Origin of the sequence: Bordetella muralis (assembly GCF_965139205.1) — a bacterium.
Lineage (GTDB): Bacteria > Pseudomonadota > Gammaproteobacteria > Burkholderiales > Burkholderiaceae_B > Bordetella_A > Bordetella_A muralis.
Genome location: NZ_CBCSIU010000003.1, coordinates 76474 through 93378 on the forward strand (window position 1 = coordinate 76474; position 16905 = coordinate 93378).

Genomic DNA, 16905 nt, shown 5'->3' on the forward strand with positions numbered 1-16905 from the left:
TCACGGCCAAAGGTACGGCCGCGCCACTATGTTGCCTATTCAACGAAGTTCCCCTTTTTTGAAGCGCCGCTCCAGCCACATTGAATAACGCGAAAGACCGAAGCAGATGCAAAAATAGATAGCAGCGATAAAGAAATAAGTCTCTACATACGGAGTCGGCCAAGCGGGATCAGTCAACGCCGCACGCCCGGAGCTCAGCAAATCGAACAGACCCACAATCAATACCAGGCTGGTGTTCTTGATCATCACAATGGCGGTGTTGGTCAAGGGCGCGATAACTTTTCGCATGGCCTGCGGCAGCACTACCAATCGTGTCATCTGCCACCATGACAGACCGAGCGCTCTCGAGGCCTCCAGTTGTCCTGCCGGCAACGATTGCAGGCCACCGCGGATCACCTCGGCCAAGTAGGCTGCCGAGAAAATCGTCAGGGCAATCCCCGCCCGCAAGAGGCTGTCTATGGTCATCCCTGCCGGCAACATGATGGGCAACACAATCGAGGCCATGAACAGCAGGCTGATCAGCGGCAAACCACGGATCAATTCAATCACGCACGTCGCAATGAAACGCGCCACTGGCAATGAGCCCCGCCGTGCCAACGCCAGCAGGATACCGAGGGGCATGCCTATTCCCAACGCACAGACCGCCAATAGCAGCGTGACAGGCAGTCCACCCCACGAGGCAGTAGGCACACGCTCCAGTCCAAACCACCCGCCCTGCATCAGCGCGAGTGATCCGGCCATGCCGACCAGCCAAAGCACCACGGTACGCAACCGCCATTGCCGAGGATTCAGCGACAGGACGACCATGAACAGAATGAAAGCACACACGAACGCCGGGCGCCATTGTTGAGCCGGAGGATAGATTCCAAACAATATCTGGTTCAGTTTCTCACCCAAGAACGCCCAACACGCCCCGGTGGCTTGGCGGCACATCGCACCGGACTCTCCCGGCCATACTGCATTGATCAGAGACCAGTCTGCAAATCGACTCAGCGCGTATAGACCCAACCCTAATGCGACGATAGTCGCGACACTGCTGATCGCCGTACCGAACAAGCGATGCATGGCGCTATCCCGCCGATCAATTGGGGCAGATCGTGCAGGGACATCCGGGGATATGGAGATCGTAGTCATCTTTGCTCAGTCCGCAGAATACGGCGGTTGTAGAGATTCATAGACAGCGAAACGCTCAAGCTGATGCACAGATATACCCCCATCAGAATCGCCAAGCCTTCGATAGCCTGCCCCGTCTGATTGATGGTGGTGGTAATCACAAACGAGAGGTCCGGATACCCTACCGCCAAGGCCAGAGTGGTGTTCTTCACAATGGACAAGTATTGGCTTGTCATGGGAGGCACAATCACGCGCAAGGACTGTGGAACGACGACGCATCGCAATGTAGTCCAAGGCCGTAGTCCCAGGGATTGAGCAGCCTCCCATTGCCCTGGTGCGACAGCATCGATACCACCGCGAATGATCTCGCCGGAAAAGGCGGCCGAATACAAGGTCAGGCCGATCAATAGCGCGGTGAATTCTGGAGTCAGCGCTGTGCCGCCGACGAAGTTGAGCCCACGCAGCTGCGGCGAGTGGCTCGTGAGCGTCACGCCACCCCACTGCCACGCCAGTATGCAGGCTAGCAGCGTCCCAATAAAAAACACGCGGCCCAATGGCAGCGCCGGTCGACGCCGACGCAAGGGGCGCAACCCCAACCAACCCAACAACGCCGCCAGTATCACCCATACCACGGCAAGCCAATAACCCTCGATCTGTACGCTGGGAAAGAACAGCCCCCGAATCGACAGAAATACTCCCGGCAGCGGATTCAGCGCCTGCCGCGGAGAAGGCAGATTGATCGTGACGAGGCTATACCAGAACAACAACTGCACTACTAGCGGGGTATTGCGTGTGATTTCCAGATAGAACGTCGCAATACCATTCACCAATGGATGACGACTGCGACGCGCGAGGGCGAGCAGAAATCCCAAGACGGTCGATGCCACGATCACGAGAACCGAGATGTACACGGTGTTCACGAGCCCGACCGCAAACGCTCTCGCATAGCTGTCGGTCGGTCGATAAGCCAGCAGGCTTTCCGAGATGGGGAATCGCGCGGCATCGGAAAGGTAGCCGAAGCCGGTCGCGATCCCGCGTTGCGTCAGGTTGTAGTGGGCATTCAACACCAACCAGGCCAGCGTTCCAAAAAAGATGCTGGCGATGAGCACCTGCATCATTACGGAACGCGCCCGCGCGTTGTACCAAAGTCGCTTGAACATGCGTCGTCTCGCTCGGCGTAATGCTCAATTGAAAACGTAGGGGTACATCAGTCCGCCATCGCGATAGAGCCGGTTCAGGCCGCGATCGAGCTTCATCGGGCTGTTCTTTCCGACGTTGCGCTCGAACATCTCACCATAGTTGCCCAATTGTTTGACGATGTTGTACGCCCAGCGTTCGTCCAGGCCCAGCGCCTTGCCATTGCCTGGCTCCACGCCCAGGAAACGTGCGATACGCGGATCATCGGATTTCAGCATGGTGTCCACGTTGGCCTGAGTAATACCCATGTCTTCTGCCGCGATGGGCGCCTGCACGACGAACTTGACGATATCGAACCATCGGTCGTCGCCATGCCGCACCGACGGCGTCAGGGCTTCGCTGTTGCCGCTAGCAGGAAAAATAATGTAGTCATCTGGATTCTGAGCTTGCGTGGCGCGCACTGCAGCCAGAGCCGACGCATCGGTGATCAGACCGTCGCAGCGTCCGGTAAAAAACGCCTGGCGCGATGCGGCGACATTGTCGAACAGCACCGTCTTCAAGCCCAAGTTGAATTTACGGGATAGGTCGGCGACCGTCACCTCGTTGGTCGAACCTGTCTGTACGCAGATCGTAGCGCCCTGCATGTCTTTGGTTTGCGTAATGCCCAGGTCTTTGCGAACCATGAAGGCGTCATATTCGTAGTAGTTGGGATACGTGAAATTGATGCCGTTGGCATCGCGCCGCAGTGTCCACGAGGTGGTGCGCGGCAGCACATCTATCTGACCGGTCTGCAGTGCCGTCAGACGCTGCTGGCCCGTCAACGGTACGAACCGTACCTTGCTACCATCGCCCAGGACTGCAATCGCGATGGCACGGCAAGTTTCCGCGTCCAGGCCTTTCCAATTGCCGTCCTTGTCGGGTGCCGAAAATCCCGTGGTGCCGTGACCCGAACCGCAGATGACGTAACCGCGTGCGCGGATCTGATCCACCGTCGGGCTGTTGCTCGTGGCCGGGATAACCGGCGAAGCCGGCTCGGCGGGAGCAGCCTTCTGCGAGTGAGACACGTTGGGCAATACGGCTGCAGCGAACAGGACAAACGCGCCCTGAAGCGTACGAATGCGATGCATAGCAATTCCCCTTGCAATGTATAGGTGTAGGCGGGCCATGAAACTCGTAACGGCTATTGGCCCTGAAAACGGGATTCAGCGCGTCTGGCTCTCATAGGTAGCCAGAGCATTGCGCAAGTCATCTTTCAGCATCTGGACGTCTTCCAGGCCGATGGATAGGCGCACCACGGGTTGGTCTGTTGCCGGATGAACCCGGTTGGCTTGTAACGATGCCGGATAATAGGCCGCCAGACTATGCACTCCCCCCCAACTGGCGCCGATGGAAAAGTGCTGCAGCGTATCGAAGAAGCCACTGAAGGCCGATTCCGGCCCCGCTTTCAGGATCACCGAAAGCAGGCAGCCATTAGTGCGAAAATCGCGCTTCCAGAGTGTGTGTCCCGCATCGCTTTCCAGCGGCGGATACAGCAAACGCTCCACTTGCGGCTGTGCCTGTAACCACTGCGCGATGTCCAGGGTCGCGGCACTCTGCGCCTGTACCCGCAAAGCCAGCGTTTCCAGTCCACGGAGCACCAGGAAACAATCATCCGGACTGACCTGTTGACCCAGGATGCTCTGCGTTTCACGCAGCACCGCATAGTGCTCCGCGTTATTCATGCTGATGCTTCCCATCAATACGTCAGAGTGCCCGCTGAAGAACTTGGTAGCGGCCTCCACGCTGAAATCGATGCCATGAGCAAGCGGCTGGAAGCCCAGCGGACTGGCCCACGTGTTGTCCATCATCGTCAACACGTTATGGCGGCGCGCCACCTCTGCGATGGCCGGAATGTCGGCCATCTCCATCGTGACAGTTCCCGGGGCTTCCAAGCAGATCATCCGGGTTGTAGGGCGAATCAGTGCCTCGATCTCCGCCCCCATCGAGGGTCGATAGATTTCGACGTCCACCCCCATATATGCCAGCCACTTTTCGGCAAAAGTCTTGAGCGCGCCATAGCAGGCGGCCGAGACCAGTAAATGATCACCGCCGCGCACGAATCCCATCACGACCGTCATCAGTGCTGAGGCGCCAGAGGGGGTGATCACACAGTGCCGGGCGCCTTCGAGTGCTGCGATGCGCTGTTCCAGCAACCGCGCGGTAGGTGTGCCCGTGATCCCGTAACTGTAACCGTCGGGTTGGCGTTGCTTGCGGTTGACAAAATCGGCCAATGAGTCGAATACCACCGTGGAGGCGCGTTGGACGGCCGGGGACAAACTGGCGAATTCGGTATTAGAAGGGCTGACAGAGTTCATTTGGTCTATGCGCTGCGCTTAAGAGAGTGTTTCGATGAGGCGCAGTTTGATTTGCCCAGGCAATTCGTTCAACAATTGAAATAACTTAGTCAATAAGCAGGACTTATACATGGACATGCGTGAAATCCAGGTTTTCCGCGCCGTTATGCAAGCTGGCACGACCAGCAAGGCCGCCAATCTGCTCGGAATATCGCAGCCAGCCATCAGCCAGTCGATTCGCAAACTCGAGGAATCCTCCGGCCTGCGCCTATTCGACCGGGTGCGTGGGCGGCTGGTCGCCACTCCCGAGGCGGGCGCGCTGATGGAGGAAGTCGATCGTTGCTTCGCTGGCTTTGAGCTGATCGAACACCGGATCCGCAGCCTCAAGTCCTTTGGCGTAGGCCGCCTGGCCATCGGTTCGCTGCCGGCGCTGGGCACGGGGTTCATGCCGCGCGCCATCGCCGCGTTCGGCTTGGTCGACCGTGGCCTGCAAATGTCGTTTCAGATCATGAGCTCGCGAGAGGTGCTGCGTCAGGTGGCAGCAGGTCAGCTCGATTTCGGTTTGATGGCTGATGAGCTTTCCGTTGCGGGCCTGGAGCATTCGGTATTCCTGCGCACGCCTGGAGTGATCGCCATGCACAGCCGCCATCCGCTGGCAAACAAGAAAATCATCGACGCCCGCGATCTGGTCGAACACCCATTCATAGCGCTCAATCCAGAGGACGCCAGCCGGCGCCGGCTCGAGGCCGCACTCCAAACGGTTGATCTCAATCTTCGTCCGATGCTGGAAACACCGTATTCGAACTCAGTCTGCGAGTTCGCTCTCAATGGTGTCGGCATTGGCATGGTGCATCCCATCATGGCGCTGGACTACCTCTCTCGCGGCCTGACGATCAAGCGTCTGTCGTTAGAAATCAGCTTTACCAGCTTGCTCGTGTTCCGCTCCGGTACGCCGTTGTCCGGCAACGCAAAGGCGATGCTGAAAGTCATGCGCATCCAGTTGGAAAACGATCTCAAAAAGATGCAGGCTGCCTTGGGTTAAGCCGGTCGGCACGCTATGCTTCACAATCAAACAATGTATCTTTGGCCCCAGCCGCACTTTTTGATTTAACGACATCATGCTCCGAGAACTACAGACCTTCATGGCGGTGGTGCGGTATGGCACGTTTGCCAATGCGGCCACTCACATCGGCCTCACCCAGTCCGCAGTCAGCGCTCAAATCCAGCGGTTGGAAGAGGAACTCGGTTATCCCCTTTTTGACCGGACGGGCAGGTCTGCCAATCTCAATAGCAATGGACGTGAGGCTCTGGCTGTTGCAGAAGAGCTGATGTCGGTCTACTCAAAATTTGGACGCAATACGGACGTCCCGAAAACGGGATTGATCCGTATCGGGTCGATCGCTTCTGCGCAGGAAACGTTCCTGGCTGAGGCCCTGGCCGAATTCTGGAAAATCAATCCAGGGTATCGGATTCGCATGGTGCCAGGCATATCACTCAATCTGCTGGGCCAGGTTGACTCCGGAGAGATCGACATTGCAGTGATGCTCAAACCGCCTTTTGCATTGCCGGCAGACTTGCAATGGCGCGAACTCTACGCCGAGCCGTTCGTCTTGCTCGCGCCTCAAAAGATGCACGATCGCAGTTGGCAAGATCTACTGCAGACCGAACCATTTATCCGGTACGACCGAGGGTCGTTTGGCGGACGGCTGGTTGATCAATTTTTGCGGCGCGCTCGTTTCACAGTCAGAGAAACCATCGAGCTCGACGAGCTGCAGGCCATCGCTCAACTCGTACGCCTGGGAGTGGGAGTCGCGCTGCTGCCGATGAGCGACGCGCTCAGGATACCGAAAGGGGTCGCCGCCATCGATTTAGGCGATGCGACTTTTTTTAGAGAAATCGGCTTGGTCGAACGCCCATCGGATCGCAGGCAACCTGTCGCGACATTGCTGGCGCAACGTATTGCGGAGGCTGCCGTTCGATTTCAGGGCTCGAACAAGAAAATCAGAACTCTTCCAAAAACCGCATCCGGAATCGACGGCCCTTGATATTGCTATTGGAAAGCCGTGAAAACGCCTGCTTCGCGATCTGACGATCCAGTGCCACGTAAGAACTGAACTCGGTGATATTGATTTTTCCGACCTGCTCGAACGTCAGACCACCATCACCAGTGAGTGCGCCCAGCAAATCGCCGGGGCGCAGCTTGTCTTTCTTGCCACCCTGTATGCACAGGGTAATCATGGGCGCGCGCAAGGGACGATCGGCTTTCGCGCGCAGCGACTTGATATCGGCCCATTTCAGCGGCGAACCCTGATATTCCTCGATCAGGTTGGCCCAACGCATTTCGTTCGGCGAACACAGACTCAGGGCCAGCCCCTTCTGGTCGCCACGGCCGCTGCGGCCGATGCGGTGTACGTGGACCTCGGTATCCTTGGTCACATCCACATTGATCACGGCGCCCAGATTCTGGATATCCAGGCCACGAGCGGCGACATCAGTCGCGACCAGCACGGCGCAACTCTGGTTCGCGAACTGGATCAGGATTTCGTCACGATCCCGCTGTTCCAGATCGCCGTTGAGCGCCTGGGCGCTGATGCCCTCGACCTGCAAACGTTCGACCAGATCATGACTGCGGATCTTGGTGTTGCAGAACGCCAGCGTCGACACTGGACGGAAATGCGCCAGCAGCGTGACGACAGCGTCCAGCCGTTCACCCTCGTCGATTTCGTAGAAAAACTGCTCAATGCGGCTGGCATCGTGCTGGGCTTGGACCTTGACCTCCGCAGGATTACGCAGGAAACGTGCACTGAGCTTGCGGATGTTATCGGGATAAGTCGCCGAAAACAGCAAAGTCTGGCGCTTGGCCGGGCAATGCGAGGCAATGGCGACGATGTCGTCGTAGAACCCCATATCTACCATGCGATCGGCTTCGTCCAGCACCAATGTCGTCAGTCCTGACAAGTCCAGGCTACCGCGTTCCAGATGGTCCTGAATGCGGCCCGGCGTACCCACCACCAGATGCGCGCCGCGAGCCAGCGACTCAGCCTGAGGGCGAGCAGCGGCGCCGCCGCACAGGGTCAGGATCTTGACGTTGGGAATCTGACGGGCCAGGCGCCGCAGTTCCTGTGCGACCTGATCCGCCAACTCACGGGTGGGACATAGCACCAGCGATTGCGGAGCGAGGCGATTGACGTCCAGCTTCTGTAACACGCCCAGGCCGAACGCAGCCGTCTTGCCGCTGCCGGTCTTGGCTTGTGCGATCAGATCGCGGCCCTCGAGGATGAGCGGTAGGCTTTGCGCCTGGATGGGAGTCATCTGTTCGAAGCCCAGGCTTTGCAGGTTGTCCTGCAAGGCGGGCAAGAGAGGCAGAGAGGAGAATGGAGCGTTGGTCACAATAAAGGGGCGAAAAAGCTGAAGTGACCGACAGTGTATGCGCTTGCGACCGTTTTCTGTATCGGCAGGCCGACCATCAATCGGTGCAGTAGCTATGAATTATCGGCAAGCCGGCATGAAAACAAGCAGAAAAACACATGAATCAGTCCGCCTTGGGATTGGGCAAGAACACCCGCGCGCGCAAAACAGGTATGCCATTGCGGACATAGCGCTGCCATGGCGACGCGCCTACGATGCTTCGCATACAAAAATCAGGAGACGCATCATGAGCGTGACAAACGGGCGGGTTCGTCGTACTTCGGCCTCGTTGACCGGGTTCGTCCCTACATTTTTCCATACCGGGAGAACAGCGAGGCGATCAGTCATCCGATTCCTGATTGCAGCGACTGCCGTCGTGCTTGCAGTGCCCGCAACGGCGGCTGCGTACCCGGATCGCCCCATCACCTTGGTCAATCCGTACGCAGCGGGCGGCCCCGCCGACGTCGTCGCACGCAGCCTGGCCCGCGCGATGGAAAAACGGCTAGGACAGCCGGTGATCGTGGAAAACAAACCTGGCGGCGGCGCATCGATTGGCACGGGCTTCGTCGCGCGGGCCAGACCTGATGGTTATACCCTCCTGTTAGGCACCTCTGCGGGCCATGTCGTTACACCGCTCATGCAAAAGACGCCGTATGACGGCGTCCGAGACTTTGCGTTTTGTTCAGTGGTGGCCGCGCAGCCCATCATGCTGGTAGTCAACCCCGAACGAGGCATCAAGACCGTGTCCGAACTGATTGCACGCGCCAGAGCCGAACCCGGTAAGCTCACCTATGGATCGGCGGGCGTAGGCGGCGCCACGCATCTTGGGGCCGAGCTGTTTCAACAGGCTGCGCATGTGCAACTCAATCACATCCCCTACCCCGGCGCATCGCCCGCCATCAACGACGTGGTCGGTGGCCAGATTGACTTGGCCATGCTGAACTTGTCGGCCAGCCTGCCATTTATCCGGCAGGGGCGGCTGGTGGCTATAGCTTACGCGGCAGATAAACGCTCTTCGCTGTTGCCTGAGGTGCCCACGTTAGATGAGAGTGGCGTGCATGACGCTCAGTCCTCGACCTGGTACAGCTTGGCTGCGCCCGCGGGAACGCCGGCCGATATCGTACAAAAGCTGAGCAACACTGTTCGCAGCGTCAACGAAGACGCCGAATACCGCCGCCCCATGCAGGAGCAGGCGATCGAATTGATGGCGTTGTCTCCAAAGGATGCGAGCGCCTACGTCCAAAATGATCATGCCAACATGCAAACTCTGTTGAGCAAGCTGAGACTACTGGCAAAGTGAAGAAAACATACTATCCGCTGCGCAAGGCAACACGCCCATGAACTTCGACTTCAACAAACTGACCTCGGCCGACGCATTCAAACTGCTTTCCAGCGTGGTAGTTCCACGGCCCATTGCCTGGGTGGTCAGCCAGTCGGCGCAAGGCTCGCTGAACGCCGCGCCGTTCTCGTTTTTCAACGTGGTCAGCAGCGATCCGCCTATCGTCGCGCTGGGTATCGGTCCACGCGCAGGACAGTTGAAAGACACCTCGCGCAATATTCTGGAAACGCGACAGTTCGTCATCAATCTGGTTTCAGCTGAATTGGCTGAACAGATGAACCGCACCAGCCTGGACTACGAGGCCGAAATCAACGAACTCACACGAGCGGGGCTCTCGACAACGCCGTCCCTGATCGTGAGCCCGCCACGGATTGCGCAAAGCCCCGCTGCCCTGGAATGCAAGGTCTGGCAGGTTCTGGACGCAGCGCCACAACGGGTAATTGTGCTGGCACACGTGGTAGGAATGTATCTACGCGACGAGGCCCTGCTGAACCCGGGGAAATTCTATGTGGACACCCCTGCGCTGCGATTATTGGGCCGAATGCACGGAGCTGGATGGTATGCGCATACTAGCGACCTGTTCCAGATGCATGCACCAAGCGCATCGAACGACCCTGCCGTCAAACCTGCACAAGGACACTGAATAGCAGGAAGCCTATTCATTCAACGCAAGGCTCACTGTTGAGGCACGTGAGCCTTTTGAACGATGCGCTGCCACAATGCGATTTCTTTTTCCTGGAACTCGTGCATTTGCGTTGGGCCGCCTGTCATGGGCGTGGCCCCCAGACGTTCATAAAATTCGCGCGTTTCCTGCATCTTTGAGATCGTCGTGAACAGCTCGGCCAGTTTGGCTGTTTCTGCGGCAGGCGTCTTGGCACTGACCATGGCCCCGACCCAGGTGTAGGCCTCAAAGCCTGGCAATCCGGCCTCTCCCGCCGTTGGCACATCAGGCGATGTGCCGACTCGTTGGCCGGCGGCCACGGCCAACGCCCTGATCTTGCCGCTTTTAGCCAACTCTTGTACCGCAGTCACTTCCGCAAAGGTGTAGCCCACAGTATCAGACGCAACTGCGGTGATGGCCTCGCCCGCCCCTTTGAACGGTACATGTACTGTCTTTATATTTGCCACGTCGTTGAACAACTCTCCCATCAGTTGATAACCCGCCGAGCCGGCTCCGAAATTCACCTTGCCCGGGTTTTGGCGCGCGTAGCTGACTAGTTCCTGCAGCGTGCTGTAGGGAGCCTTGGGACTGGCCGCCAGCATTGCGGGCGAACGCATCATCATCGTCAACGGCGCGAAGTCCTTGACGGGATCGTAGGGCAACGCTTTAAAGAGCGCTGCATTGACAGCCAAGGTTGAGTTACTGCCAATGAATACCGTGTAGCCATCGGGCGGCGCGGCAAGCACGCTCTTGACCGCGATAAAGCCGTTGGCGCCGGGTTTATTCTCGACCACCACGGGCTGGCCAGTGATCGCCTGCAATTGGCGCGCGAAATATCGGGCCGAGGTATCAGTGCCGCTGCCGGGCCCGAACGGCACGACAAATTTAATGGGCCGGTCTGGGAACGTCTGCGCGACAGCGTGAGGCGCTTGAGCCGCCAAGCCAGCCAACGCCAAACCCAGCATGCTCCACAGGAGTGGTCTCCATTGACGCATGGCTTGTCTCCTTTAATCGTGATCTCGACGGCACAGAAAGCACCCTCTGCCTTTTTTTGGTCGTGTTTGCTGCCTCGGTGACTCTATGCCGTGCGAGGATAGGTGTCTAATATTTAAAAACTCAGCCTTGATATTCTTTTTATATCGCTTTACTTTGATCCTCCCTTTAAAGGCTTCATCAATGTCAGCAACGCAAAGCTCCCTGCCTGTCGCCTTGGTTACCGGCTCGACCTCCGGGATCGGTGAGGCCATAGCACGGCATCTTTCTCGAGAGGGTTACGCACTCGTATTGCATTCGCGCAACTCCGTAAAGACTGGCCGCGCGTTGGCCCGGGAGCTCGGCAAGGCCGTTTATGTACAAGCAGATTTGACCATTGATGCCGACCGTGTCAGGTTGATCCAGGAGGCTCTCACGGCATGGGGACGGCTTGATGTCTTGGTGAATAACGCGGGAATCAGCCGCGTGATTCCGCATTCCGATATGGCGGCAGCCACACCGGATATATGGCACGAATTGCATGAGGTCAATGTGGTTGCACCGTTTCGCCTGATCACCGAGGCTGAAACAGCGCTGCGCGCGGCCTCGACGCGAGACAGGCCCGCTTGTGTTGTCAATGTGAGCTCGCACGCGGGGATCCGCCCAAAAGGCGCCTCTATTCCCTATGCAACGACCAAGGCAGCACTCAACCATATGACTCGATTGTTAGCGATTTCATTGGCCCCGGCTATTCGAGTCAACGCAATTGCCCCGGGTTTAGTCGATACGCCGTTGACTGCGGATTGGACAGAGGCACAGCAGTTATGGCGCGACAAATCCCCAATGCGTCGGGCAGCCAGTCCTGCCGACATCGCCCAGGCTGTTTCAATGCTTATTGAATCCAACTACCTGACCGGTGAGATTCTGCTGTCCGATGGAGGACTGAATCTCACGTAACCGTTGTGAAATTCGTCTGTGAAATCTATCTCAGCCGATATTTACTATGCAAACCGTTGATCAGAATCGGGTCAGAGTCTGGCAGGCGCTTTCCACGCTGTTTCTGGACACCGAGAGTGACGACGCGACCTTTTCGCATACCGCTCGTGTCGTTCTGGAAACAGGTTATTCGCGCCCAGAAATTCACAACATTCTGTGGGGCGAAGTCTTTCCTGTCTTGAAGGCCAATCTGAGGAGCATTGCCGGAGAATGGGCGGGCTGGCCTGACGAGTGGCTGCTGGAACATCTACGCCCATGCGAGAAAGCAGTATCGATGCCGCGAGGCATGATTGCCAGAGAGATCGACAGATGCTGGAAAGAGGTGGAAAATCGCCTTCTACCTGATTGGAACCACGAGCAGAAGAGAGATATTGATGCGTAACCGGATTCTGGCGATTTGCCTCGGATTCAGTGCTGCTGCCGCTTGCCAAGCGGACACGGCCCGTACCTGGGCAATGTCAGGCGCAGAATTGGCGCGCGCACTGGAAGGCAAAATGCCCACGCAATTTCACGAAGGTGAGGTACAGCGTCAATTCTCCAGCACATATGGACAGGCCTATATCCTAGGCGTGGCTGACGAAACTCGCGGCAAGCATTGGTGCTCCAGCACAGGTATCCTGCCGCACGAGATGGCGGATCGCGTCTATACCTATCTGTCGGCGCTGTCAGCCGAGCAGCTACGTGGCAATGCGGCCCCGCTCGTGGGCGAGGCCTTGCAAAAAGAGCTGCCTTGCGTGCAGCCCTGATACCGTCACCGCGCAGATTCGCTAGCGGCCTCGCGTCATAGACTGCAGCACGCCATCACGCCGTATCCAGCCGTGGAACAAGGCGGCGGCCAAATGCAGCAGCACCGTGGCAAACAGCAAAAACGCCAGATACCGATGCGCACCACGCAACCAAGCAAATAACGACGCATCGGTCGGCGCAATGGACGGCAATAGCCAGCCGCCCACGCTCACGGGATACCCGCCCGCCGACACCATCGCCCAACCAATCAATGGCATAGCGAACATTAGCGCGTACAACAGAATATGTGAGGCCAAGGCAGCCAGACGTTGCCAGGCCGGAATATCCGCCGGCAGAGCCGGGACACCGTAAATCAACCGCCGGCTCAGCCGCAGGCATACCAACACCAACAACGCCAGCCCCAATGGTTTATGAATCTGCATCAACCATTGATGCCGCTCCGAAACCGAGGCCACCATGCCTACGCCGATAAATAACATCGCCACGATGCCGATGGCCATCAACCAATGCAGCAGGCGTGCAAACAGGCTGAATTTCGCGGGTGCTCGATGAATGGGATAAGCGGAAAAGTTCATTGCACGCGCTCCGGTTTATTGGAATGAGATGGGGCCAGCGCGCTTTGAGGTGGCCCCTCCCCGGTGCGACGCTCGTAAGACGAGGCATAGGCTGCAGAACGTGCCGGCAGCAGCGGATCGTCAGAAATCGCGATACCGCGTGGCAGTATGGTCGGGTCATAATTCACGTCACGGCACGGGCCGTCGTCCTGCGGCGCGCTGCGTGTTATCACCACTGTGCCCGCGTCGACAGTAGGCCGATCCGCCGGCCACTGTTTAGTCGCATCGTTGGTAGGATCGCCTGCGGCACCCAATGTCACGACCAAACGCCAGCGCAACGGTCCCTGTGTCAGGCGCTGTTGCAGATCACCCTGCAAGTAATTGGCGTCATGCTGCGGCTGAGCAGCAGGTGCGGCCTCTGCACCCAAAGGCTCCAGATGCCAGCGCACGGCTTGCCGCTTGCCCTGCGCATCGACAAAGTAAAAAGCATTCAGGCCGTAATAGCTTTCCGTCGCATAGCTGGCCGATGGCTTGGCGGTCTTGACCCACGCCAGAAAGGCCCCGGCCTCGGGATGCGCTGCGAAAAACGCCCCCATCCGCTTTGGATCCGGTTTGTGCGTATTGGGGTCGGGACGAGCAGCAAGCTGTTGTTCATAAAACGCCTGCGGTGTCGCCAACGGAAATACCGGCATGCTATTCATCCCGGTACGCCACTGCTCGCCATTCGGTGAGGTGAACTGCAGGGCAAAGCTGCGAATAGGGACACTGGAGTCGGGGGCATAGGGATTGCCGCCGGGTAGCGCCAACCGCCCTACTACCGGGGTATTACCGCGCTCGAACAAGGCTGCCGTGGACAGGGCATGCGCCGCGCCATTGCTTTCGAAATGACCAACGACACAGACGCCTTTTGCGTGATTGCGCCGAAAGCCTGCGTGAACGCCGCTATTGGCCTCCAGCGCATCTACCACCCGGTCCGGCGTCAAACGATCCGGGTCCAGCCAGCCGCCTACATAGGCAAAAGCCGTGCCGGAAACCACTACGATAGCGCCGATTGCGGCAAGGCGAAAACAGGTTTGCCGGGCATTAAGCGGCCGGGCGTCGCGTTCAGATCCTTGGTGCATGGGACTCCTTGCCCCTGGGGCGTCGAATACCCCTGTAAGACGGCAACCCAGAAAATTTATTCCGCAAGGGAATAAACTCACGGAAGCGGCGTCTCACGACATTAGCCTGTCAGTCTTTGACGCCACGGGCGCAGCGCCCGGACGGGAACAGCCTGGCCGTTCCTTTCTCTCTGCGCCCTCTTCCCCGGTTTGAACACCGGGGTTTATTGAGGCATTTGATGATTCAACCGGTACGCATGCCGATACACGAAGCGGTACCCTCCGATGATGACGCGATAGAGGCGGACGAATTGTCCGATGCCGTCGTACGCCAGCTATTGCCTCGGCTGCGGCGGTTTGCGCTGCATCTGACGCGTGATCCCATGTCGTCCGACGACCTGGTGCAATCCACGCTGGAAAGAGCCCTGACGCGCTGGCCCAGCCGCCGTCCGGAAGGCAATGTGCGCGCCTGGCTGTTCACCATTCTGTACCGCCAGTTTTTGGACTCCCAGCGGCGGTCGCGCCGTTATGCTCGGCTGCTCGATTGGCTCACCGGATCCGACGCGGCAGCGCCATCGGCGGAACGGGCGGCCATTGCACGTGCTTCGCTGGATGCCTTCGAGCGCTTGCCCGAGGCGCAACGTACCTTGTTGTGGCTGGTCTGTGTGGAGGGCCTGAGCTACAAAGTAGTCGCTGACATGTTCGATGTCCCGTTAGGTACCGTGATGTCTCGACTGTCCCGCGCGCGCAGTGCGTTGCGCGATTTGCATGAAGGTCGGGACGGCGCGCCCCACCTGAGGATCCTAAAATGAACGAACGCTCTATCGACGATCTGGCGCGTAACGCGTTTGTGGATGGGCAGCTTGATCCCGCACAACGGCAAACCATGCAGGCCTACCTGCGGGAACATCCCGAAGAAGCTCAAGAACTCGACGCCTGGCAGCGCGATACGCAGCAGCTGCGCGCGATGGCTCGCCACGATAGTCTGCCGCCCAATCCCGCCTTGGACCCCACGGCAGTACGCGCGCGGGTGCGCAGCCGCTCACGGCGCCGTCTCGCAATGGCAGCCAGCCTGGTCATGGCGCTGGCGATCGGCGGCGTCACTGGGTGGAGCGTGCGCGACACGACGCTCGTTGCCAACCGCACCCTGCCCATGCAGGATGCCATGCAAGCCTATCGTTTGTTTGCGTCGGCGGATGCTCCGCAACCCGATGTGCGCGCAGATGCCGCAAATCTGCAAGGCTGGCTGGACGAGTATTTTGCTGACGCAGAACGCCTGCCTAATTTGAGCGCCAGCGGCTTCCAACCGGTTGCAGCTCGGCTGCTGGCGACGGATCAAGGGCCCGCCGCGATCGTGATTTACGACAATGCCGGACAGCGCGCGACGTTCTACATCCGCCCGCCAGGACCTGGTAAACAGTTTCTGCCACAAGGCAGCCGACGCGATGGGGATCTGCTGGCTCGGTATTGGTCGGGACAGGGATACAACTATGCATTGGTGACTTCGGGTAATGGCGCAGCGGATGAAGTCCTGTCACCATCGAACGCCGTGCGCAGCTAGGCGACGACAGCCCTCGTGTGACGGCCAACACCTCGGCCTACGCCTCAGCGGCCCCGACGGCGTGATTTCGCGTGCGTAGACGTAGCCAATGGTGCGAGATGCGAGGCAATGAAGTCTATAAGAATCTTTGCCCTGATCGGCAGATGACGTCCGAATCCATGCACGACCTGCAGGGGAACGGGCATGAGTGGCACGTGCGTCAATACAAGACATAGTCGTCCACTGTCGAGGTCATCCTGTACTGTCGTTTTCAGGATTTGCGTGACGCCTTGTCCATTGATCGCCGCGATGCGCATCGCCTGCCCGCTGTCGGCGTCGAACGTCCCTTCGATCGGGACGCGCTCGCCATTGGCCAACATGATAGGCAACACCTGGCCATCCAGACGATAGCGCACATGGCGATGCGCACCGAGATCCGCGACAGCTTGCGGTTCACCATGACGCGCCAGATATTGCGGGGATGCGACCAGCACCAGCGGCAAATCGATCAGCTTGCGGGCGTACAACCCACTATCCACTATCGTGCCGACTCTCAACGCCAGATCAAAACCCTCGCGGATCAGATCGACATATCGATCGCTCAAGCTGACATCGAGCGCCAAGGCGGGATGCTGAGGCATAAGCTGCGAGGTAATGGGCTCCAGCAGCAAGCGCCCGAGATCCACCGGCATGCTCACCCGCAATGCCCCGGCCGCGGTGTTCGGTGCTTTTAGCGACTCGTCGGCCTCTTCGAGCCCGCGCACCAACGGTGCAACGCGCTCGTAATAGGCCTGTCCATCACCAGTCAAAATAAAAGCGCGGGTTGAGCGTTGAAACAATCGGACGCCCAAGCGCTGTTCCAGCCGGGCAATGCTTTTCGACACAGCGGACGGAGTGGTCCCCAGCAACCGGGCTGCGCCAGTAAATGAACCGGCCTCTACTGACCGGACAAATGCGGATAGACCGTGAAAGTGTTCGACCGTCATTAATGACTATCCGGCATAA

The 16905-nt window shown here is 58.5% G+C and carries 18 protein-coding genes; 9 read left to right on the plus strand and 9 right to left on the minus strand.

The annotated features are described in order from the left end of the window. Nucleotides 1–39: 39 nt before the first annotated feature. The 4 genes from ACNA0I_RS06990 to metC form a co-directional block, all read right to left on the minus strand. Nucleotides 40–1065 carry an amino acid ABC transporter permease gene (locus ACNA0I_RS06990; protein ID WP_415805355.1) on the minus strand — a complete coding sequence of 342 codons (1026 nt, stop codon included), beginning with the start codon at nt 1063–1065 and terminating at the stop codon, nt 40–42. A gap of 65 nt (nt 1066–1130) precedes the next feature. After that, nucleotides 1131–2273: an amino acid ABC transporter permease gene (locus ACNA0I_RS06995; protein WP_415805356.1), complete on the minus strand. Its 1143-nt coding sequence runs from the start codon at nt 2271–2273 to the stop codon at nt 1131–1133. Nucleotides 2274–2297: 24 nt separating this feature from the next. Next, a complete protein-coding gene (locus tag ACNA0I_RS07000) occupies nt 2298–3377 on the minus strand; it encodes an amino acid ABC transporter substrate-binding protein (RefSeq protein ID WP_415805357.1) in 1080 nt (359 codons plus the stop codon). A 75-nt stretch (nt 3378–3452) separates the two neighbouring features. Next, entirely contained in the window at nt 3453–4604 is a 1152-nt protein-coding gene (metC, locus tag ACNA0I_RS07005; RefSeq protein WP_415805358.1) for a cystathionine beta-lyase, read from the minus strand. A 109-nt stretch (nt 4605–4713) separates the two neighbouring features. On the opposite strand from metC, the gene ACNA0I_RS07010 reads away from it, so the two are divergent. Continuing rightward, entirely contained in the window at nt 4714–5625 is a 912-nt protein-coding gene (locus ACNA0I_RS07010) for a LysR substrate-binding domain-containing protein (protein WP_415805359.1), read from the plus strand. Nucleotides 5626–5701: 76 nt separating this feature from the next. Next, entirely contained in the window at nt 5702–6628 is a 927-nt protein-coding gene (locus ACNA0I_RS07015; RefSeq protein ID WP_415805360.1) for a LysR family transcriptional regulator, read from the plus strand. Here the strand turns inward: ACNA0I_RS07015 and dbpA are convergent. Continuing rightward, nucleotides 6585–7973 carry an ATP-dependent RNA helicase DbpA gene (gene dbpA / locus ACNA0I_RS07020; protein WP_415805361.1) on the minus strand — a complete coding sequence of 463 codons (1389 nt, stop codon included), beginning with the start codon at nt 7971–7973 and terminating at the stop codon, nt 6585–6587. The two genes, ACNA0I_RS07015 and dbpA, sit on opposite strands and share 44 nt — an antisense overlap. Nucleotides 7974–8238: 265 nt before the next feature. On the opposite strand from dbpA, the gene ACNA0I_RS07025 reads away from it, so the two are divergent. Together ACNA0I_RS07025 and ACNA0I_RS07030 are read left to right on the plus strand one after the other, a co-directional pair. After that, on the plus strand, nt 8239–9291 hold the full coding sequence (locus tag ACNA0I_RS07025) for a Bug family tripartite tricarboxylate transporter substrate binding protein (RefSeq protein WP_415805362.1): 1053 nt from the start codon (nt 8239–8241) through the stop codon (nt 9289–9291). A gap of 37 nt (nt 9292–9328) precedes the next feature. Next, nucleotides 9329–9973 (plus strand): flavin reductase family protein, encoded by a 645-nt coding sequence (locus ACNA0I_RS07030; RefSeq protein WP_415805363.1) that lies wholly within the window; start codon nt 9329–9331, stop codon nt 9971–9973. Nucleotides 9974–10005: 32 nt separating this feature from the next. On the opposite strand, the gene ACNA0I_RS07035 is transcribed toward ACNA0I_RS07030, so the two are convergent. Continuing rightward, nucleotides 10006–10986, minus strand: coding sequence for a Bug family tripartite tricarboxylate transporter substrate binding protein (locus ACNA0I_RS07035; protein ID WP_415805364.1), 981 nt, complete (start codon nt 10984–10986; stop codon nt 10006–10008). 181 nt (nt 10987–11167) lie between these two features. Here ACNA0I_RS07035 and ACNA0I_RS07040 point away from each other — a divergent pair, with 181 nt between their 5' ends. Genes ACNA0I_RS07040 through ACNA0I_RS07050 form a run of 3 tightly spaced genes read left to right on the plus strand, consistent with a single transcriptional unit; the run spans nt 11168 to nt 12705 of the window. After that, nucleotides 11168–11920 (plus strand): SDR family NAD(P)-dependent oxidoreductase, encoded by a 753-nt coding sequence (locus ACNA0I_RS07040; RefSeq protein ID WP_415805365.1) that lies wholly within the window; start codon nt 11168–11170, stop codon nt 11918–11920. Between the two features lie 46 nt (nt 11921–11966). Beyond that, the gene (locus ACNA0I_RS07045; RefSeq protein ID WP_415805366.1) at nt 11967–12341 is read left to right on the plus strand and encodes a DUF7079 family protein; all 375 of its coding nucleotides are present in this window, start codon (nt 11967–11969) and stop codon (nt 12339–12341) included. Continuing rightward, a complete protein-coding gene (locus tag ACNA0I_RS07050; RefSeq protein ID WP_415805367.1) occupies nt 12334–12705 on the plus strand; it encodes a Rap1a/Tai family immunity protein in 372 nt (123 codons plus the stop codon). The genes ACNA0I_RS07045 and ACNA0I_RS07050 overlap by 8 nt, the downstream gene beginning before the upstream one ends. A gap of 21 nt (nt 12706–12726) precedes the next feature. Here ACNA0I_RS07050 and ACNA0I_RS07055 read toward each other — a convergent pair whose 3' ends face one another. Then, entirely contained in the window at nt 12727–13281 is a 555-nt protein-coding gene (locus tag ACNA0I_RS07055) for a cytochrome b (protein WP_415805368.1), read from the minus strand. After that, nucleotides 13278–14381: a catalase family peroxidase gene (locus ACNA0I_RS07060; protein ID WP_415805369.1), complete on the minus strand. Its 1104-nt coding sequence runs from the start codon at nt 14379–14381 to the stop codon at nt 13278–13280. The genes ACNA0I_RS07055 and ACNA0I_RS07060 overlap by 4 nt, the downstream gene beginning before the upstream one ends. 236 nt (nt 14382–14617) lie before the next feature. Between ACNA0I_RS07060 and ACNA0I_RS07065 the strand changes: the two genes are divergently transcribed. Both ACNA0I_RS07065 and ACNA0I_RS07070 read left to right on the plus strand, forming a co-directional pair. After that, nucleotides 14618–15172 carry a sigma-70 family RNA polymerase sigma factor gene (locus ACNA0I_RS07065; protein WP_415805621.1) on the plus strand — a complete coding sequence of 185 codons (555 nt, stop codon included), beginning with the start codon at nt 14618–14620 and terminating at the stop codon, nt 15170–15172. After that, nucleotides 15169–15921, plus strand: coding sequence for an anti-sigma factor family protein (locus tag ACNA0I_RS07070; protein WP_415805370.1), 753 nt, complete (start codon nt 15169–15171; stop codon nt 15919–15921). The genes ACNA0I_RS07065 and ACNA0I_RS07070 overlap by 4 nt, the downstream gene beginning before the upstream one ends. Before the next feature lie 44 nt (nt 15922–15965). Here the strand turns inward: ACNA0I_RS07070 and ACNA0I_RS07075 are convergent, their stop codons facing one another. Next, nucleotides 15966–16886 (minus strand): LysR family transcriptional regulator, encoded by a 921-nt coding sequence (locus ACNA0I_RS07075; protein ID WP_415805371.1) that lies wholly within the window; start codon nt 16884–16886, stop codon nt 15966–15968. Nucleotides 16887–16905: the final 19 nt, after the last annotated feature.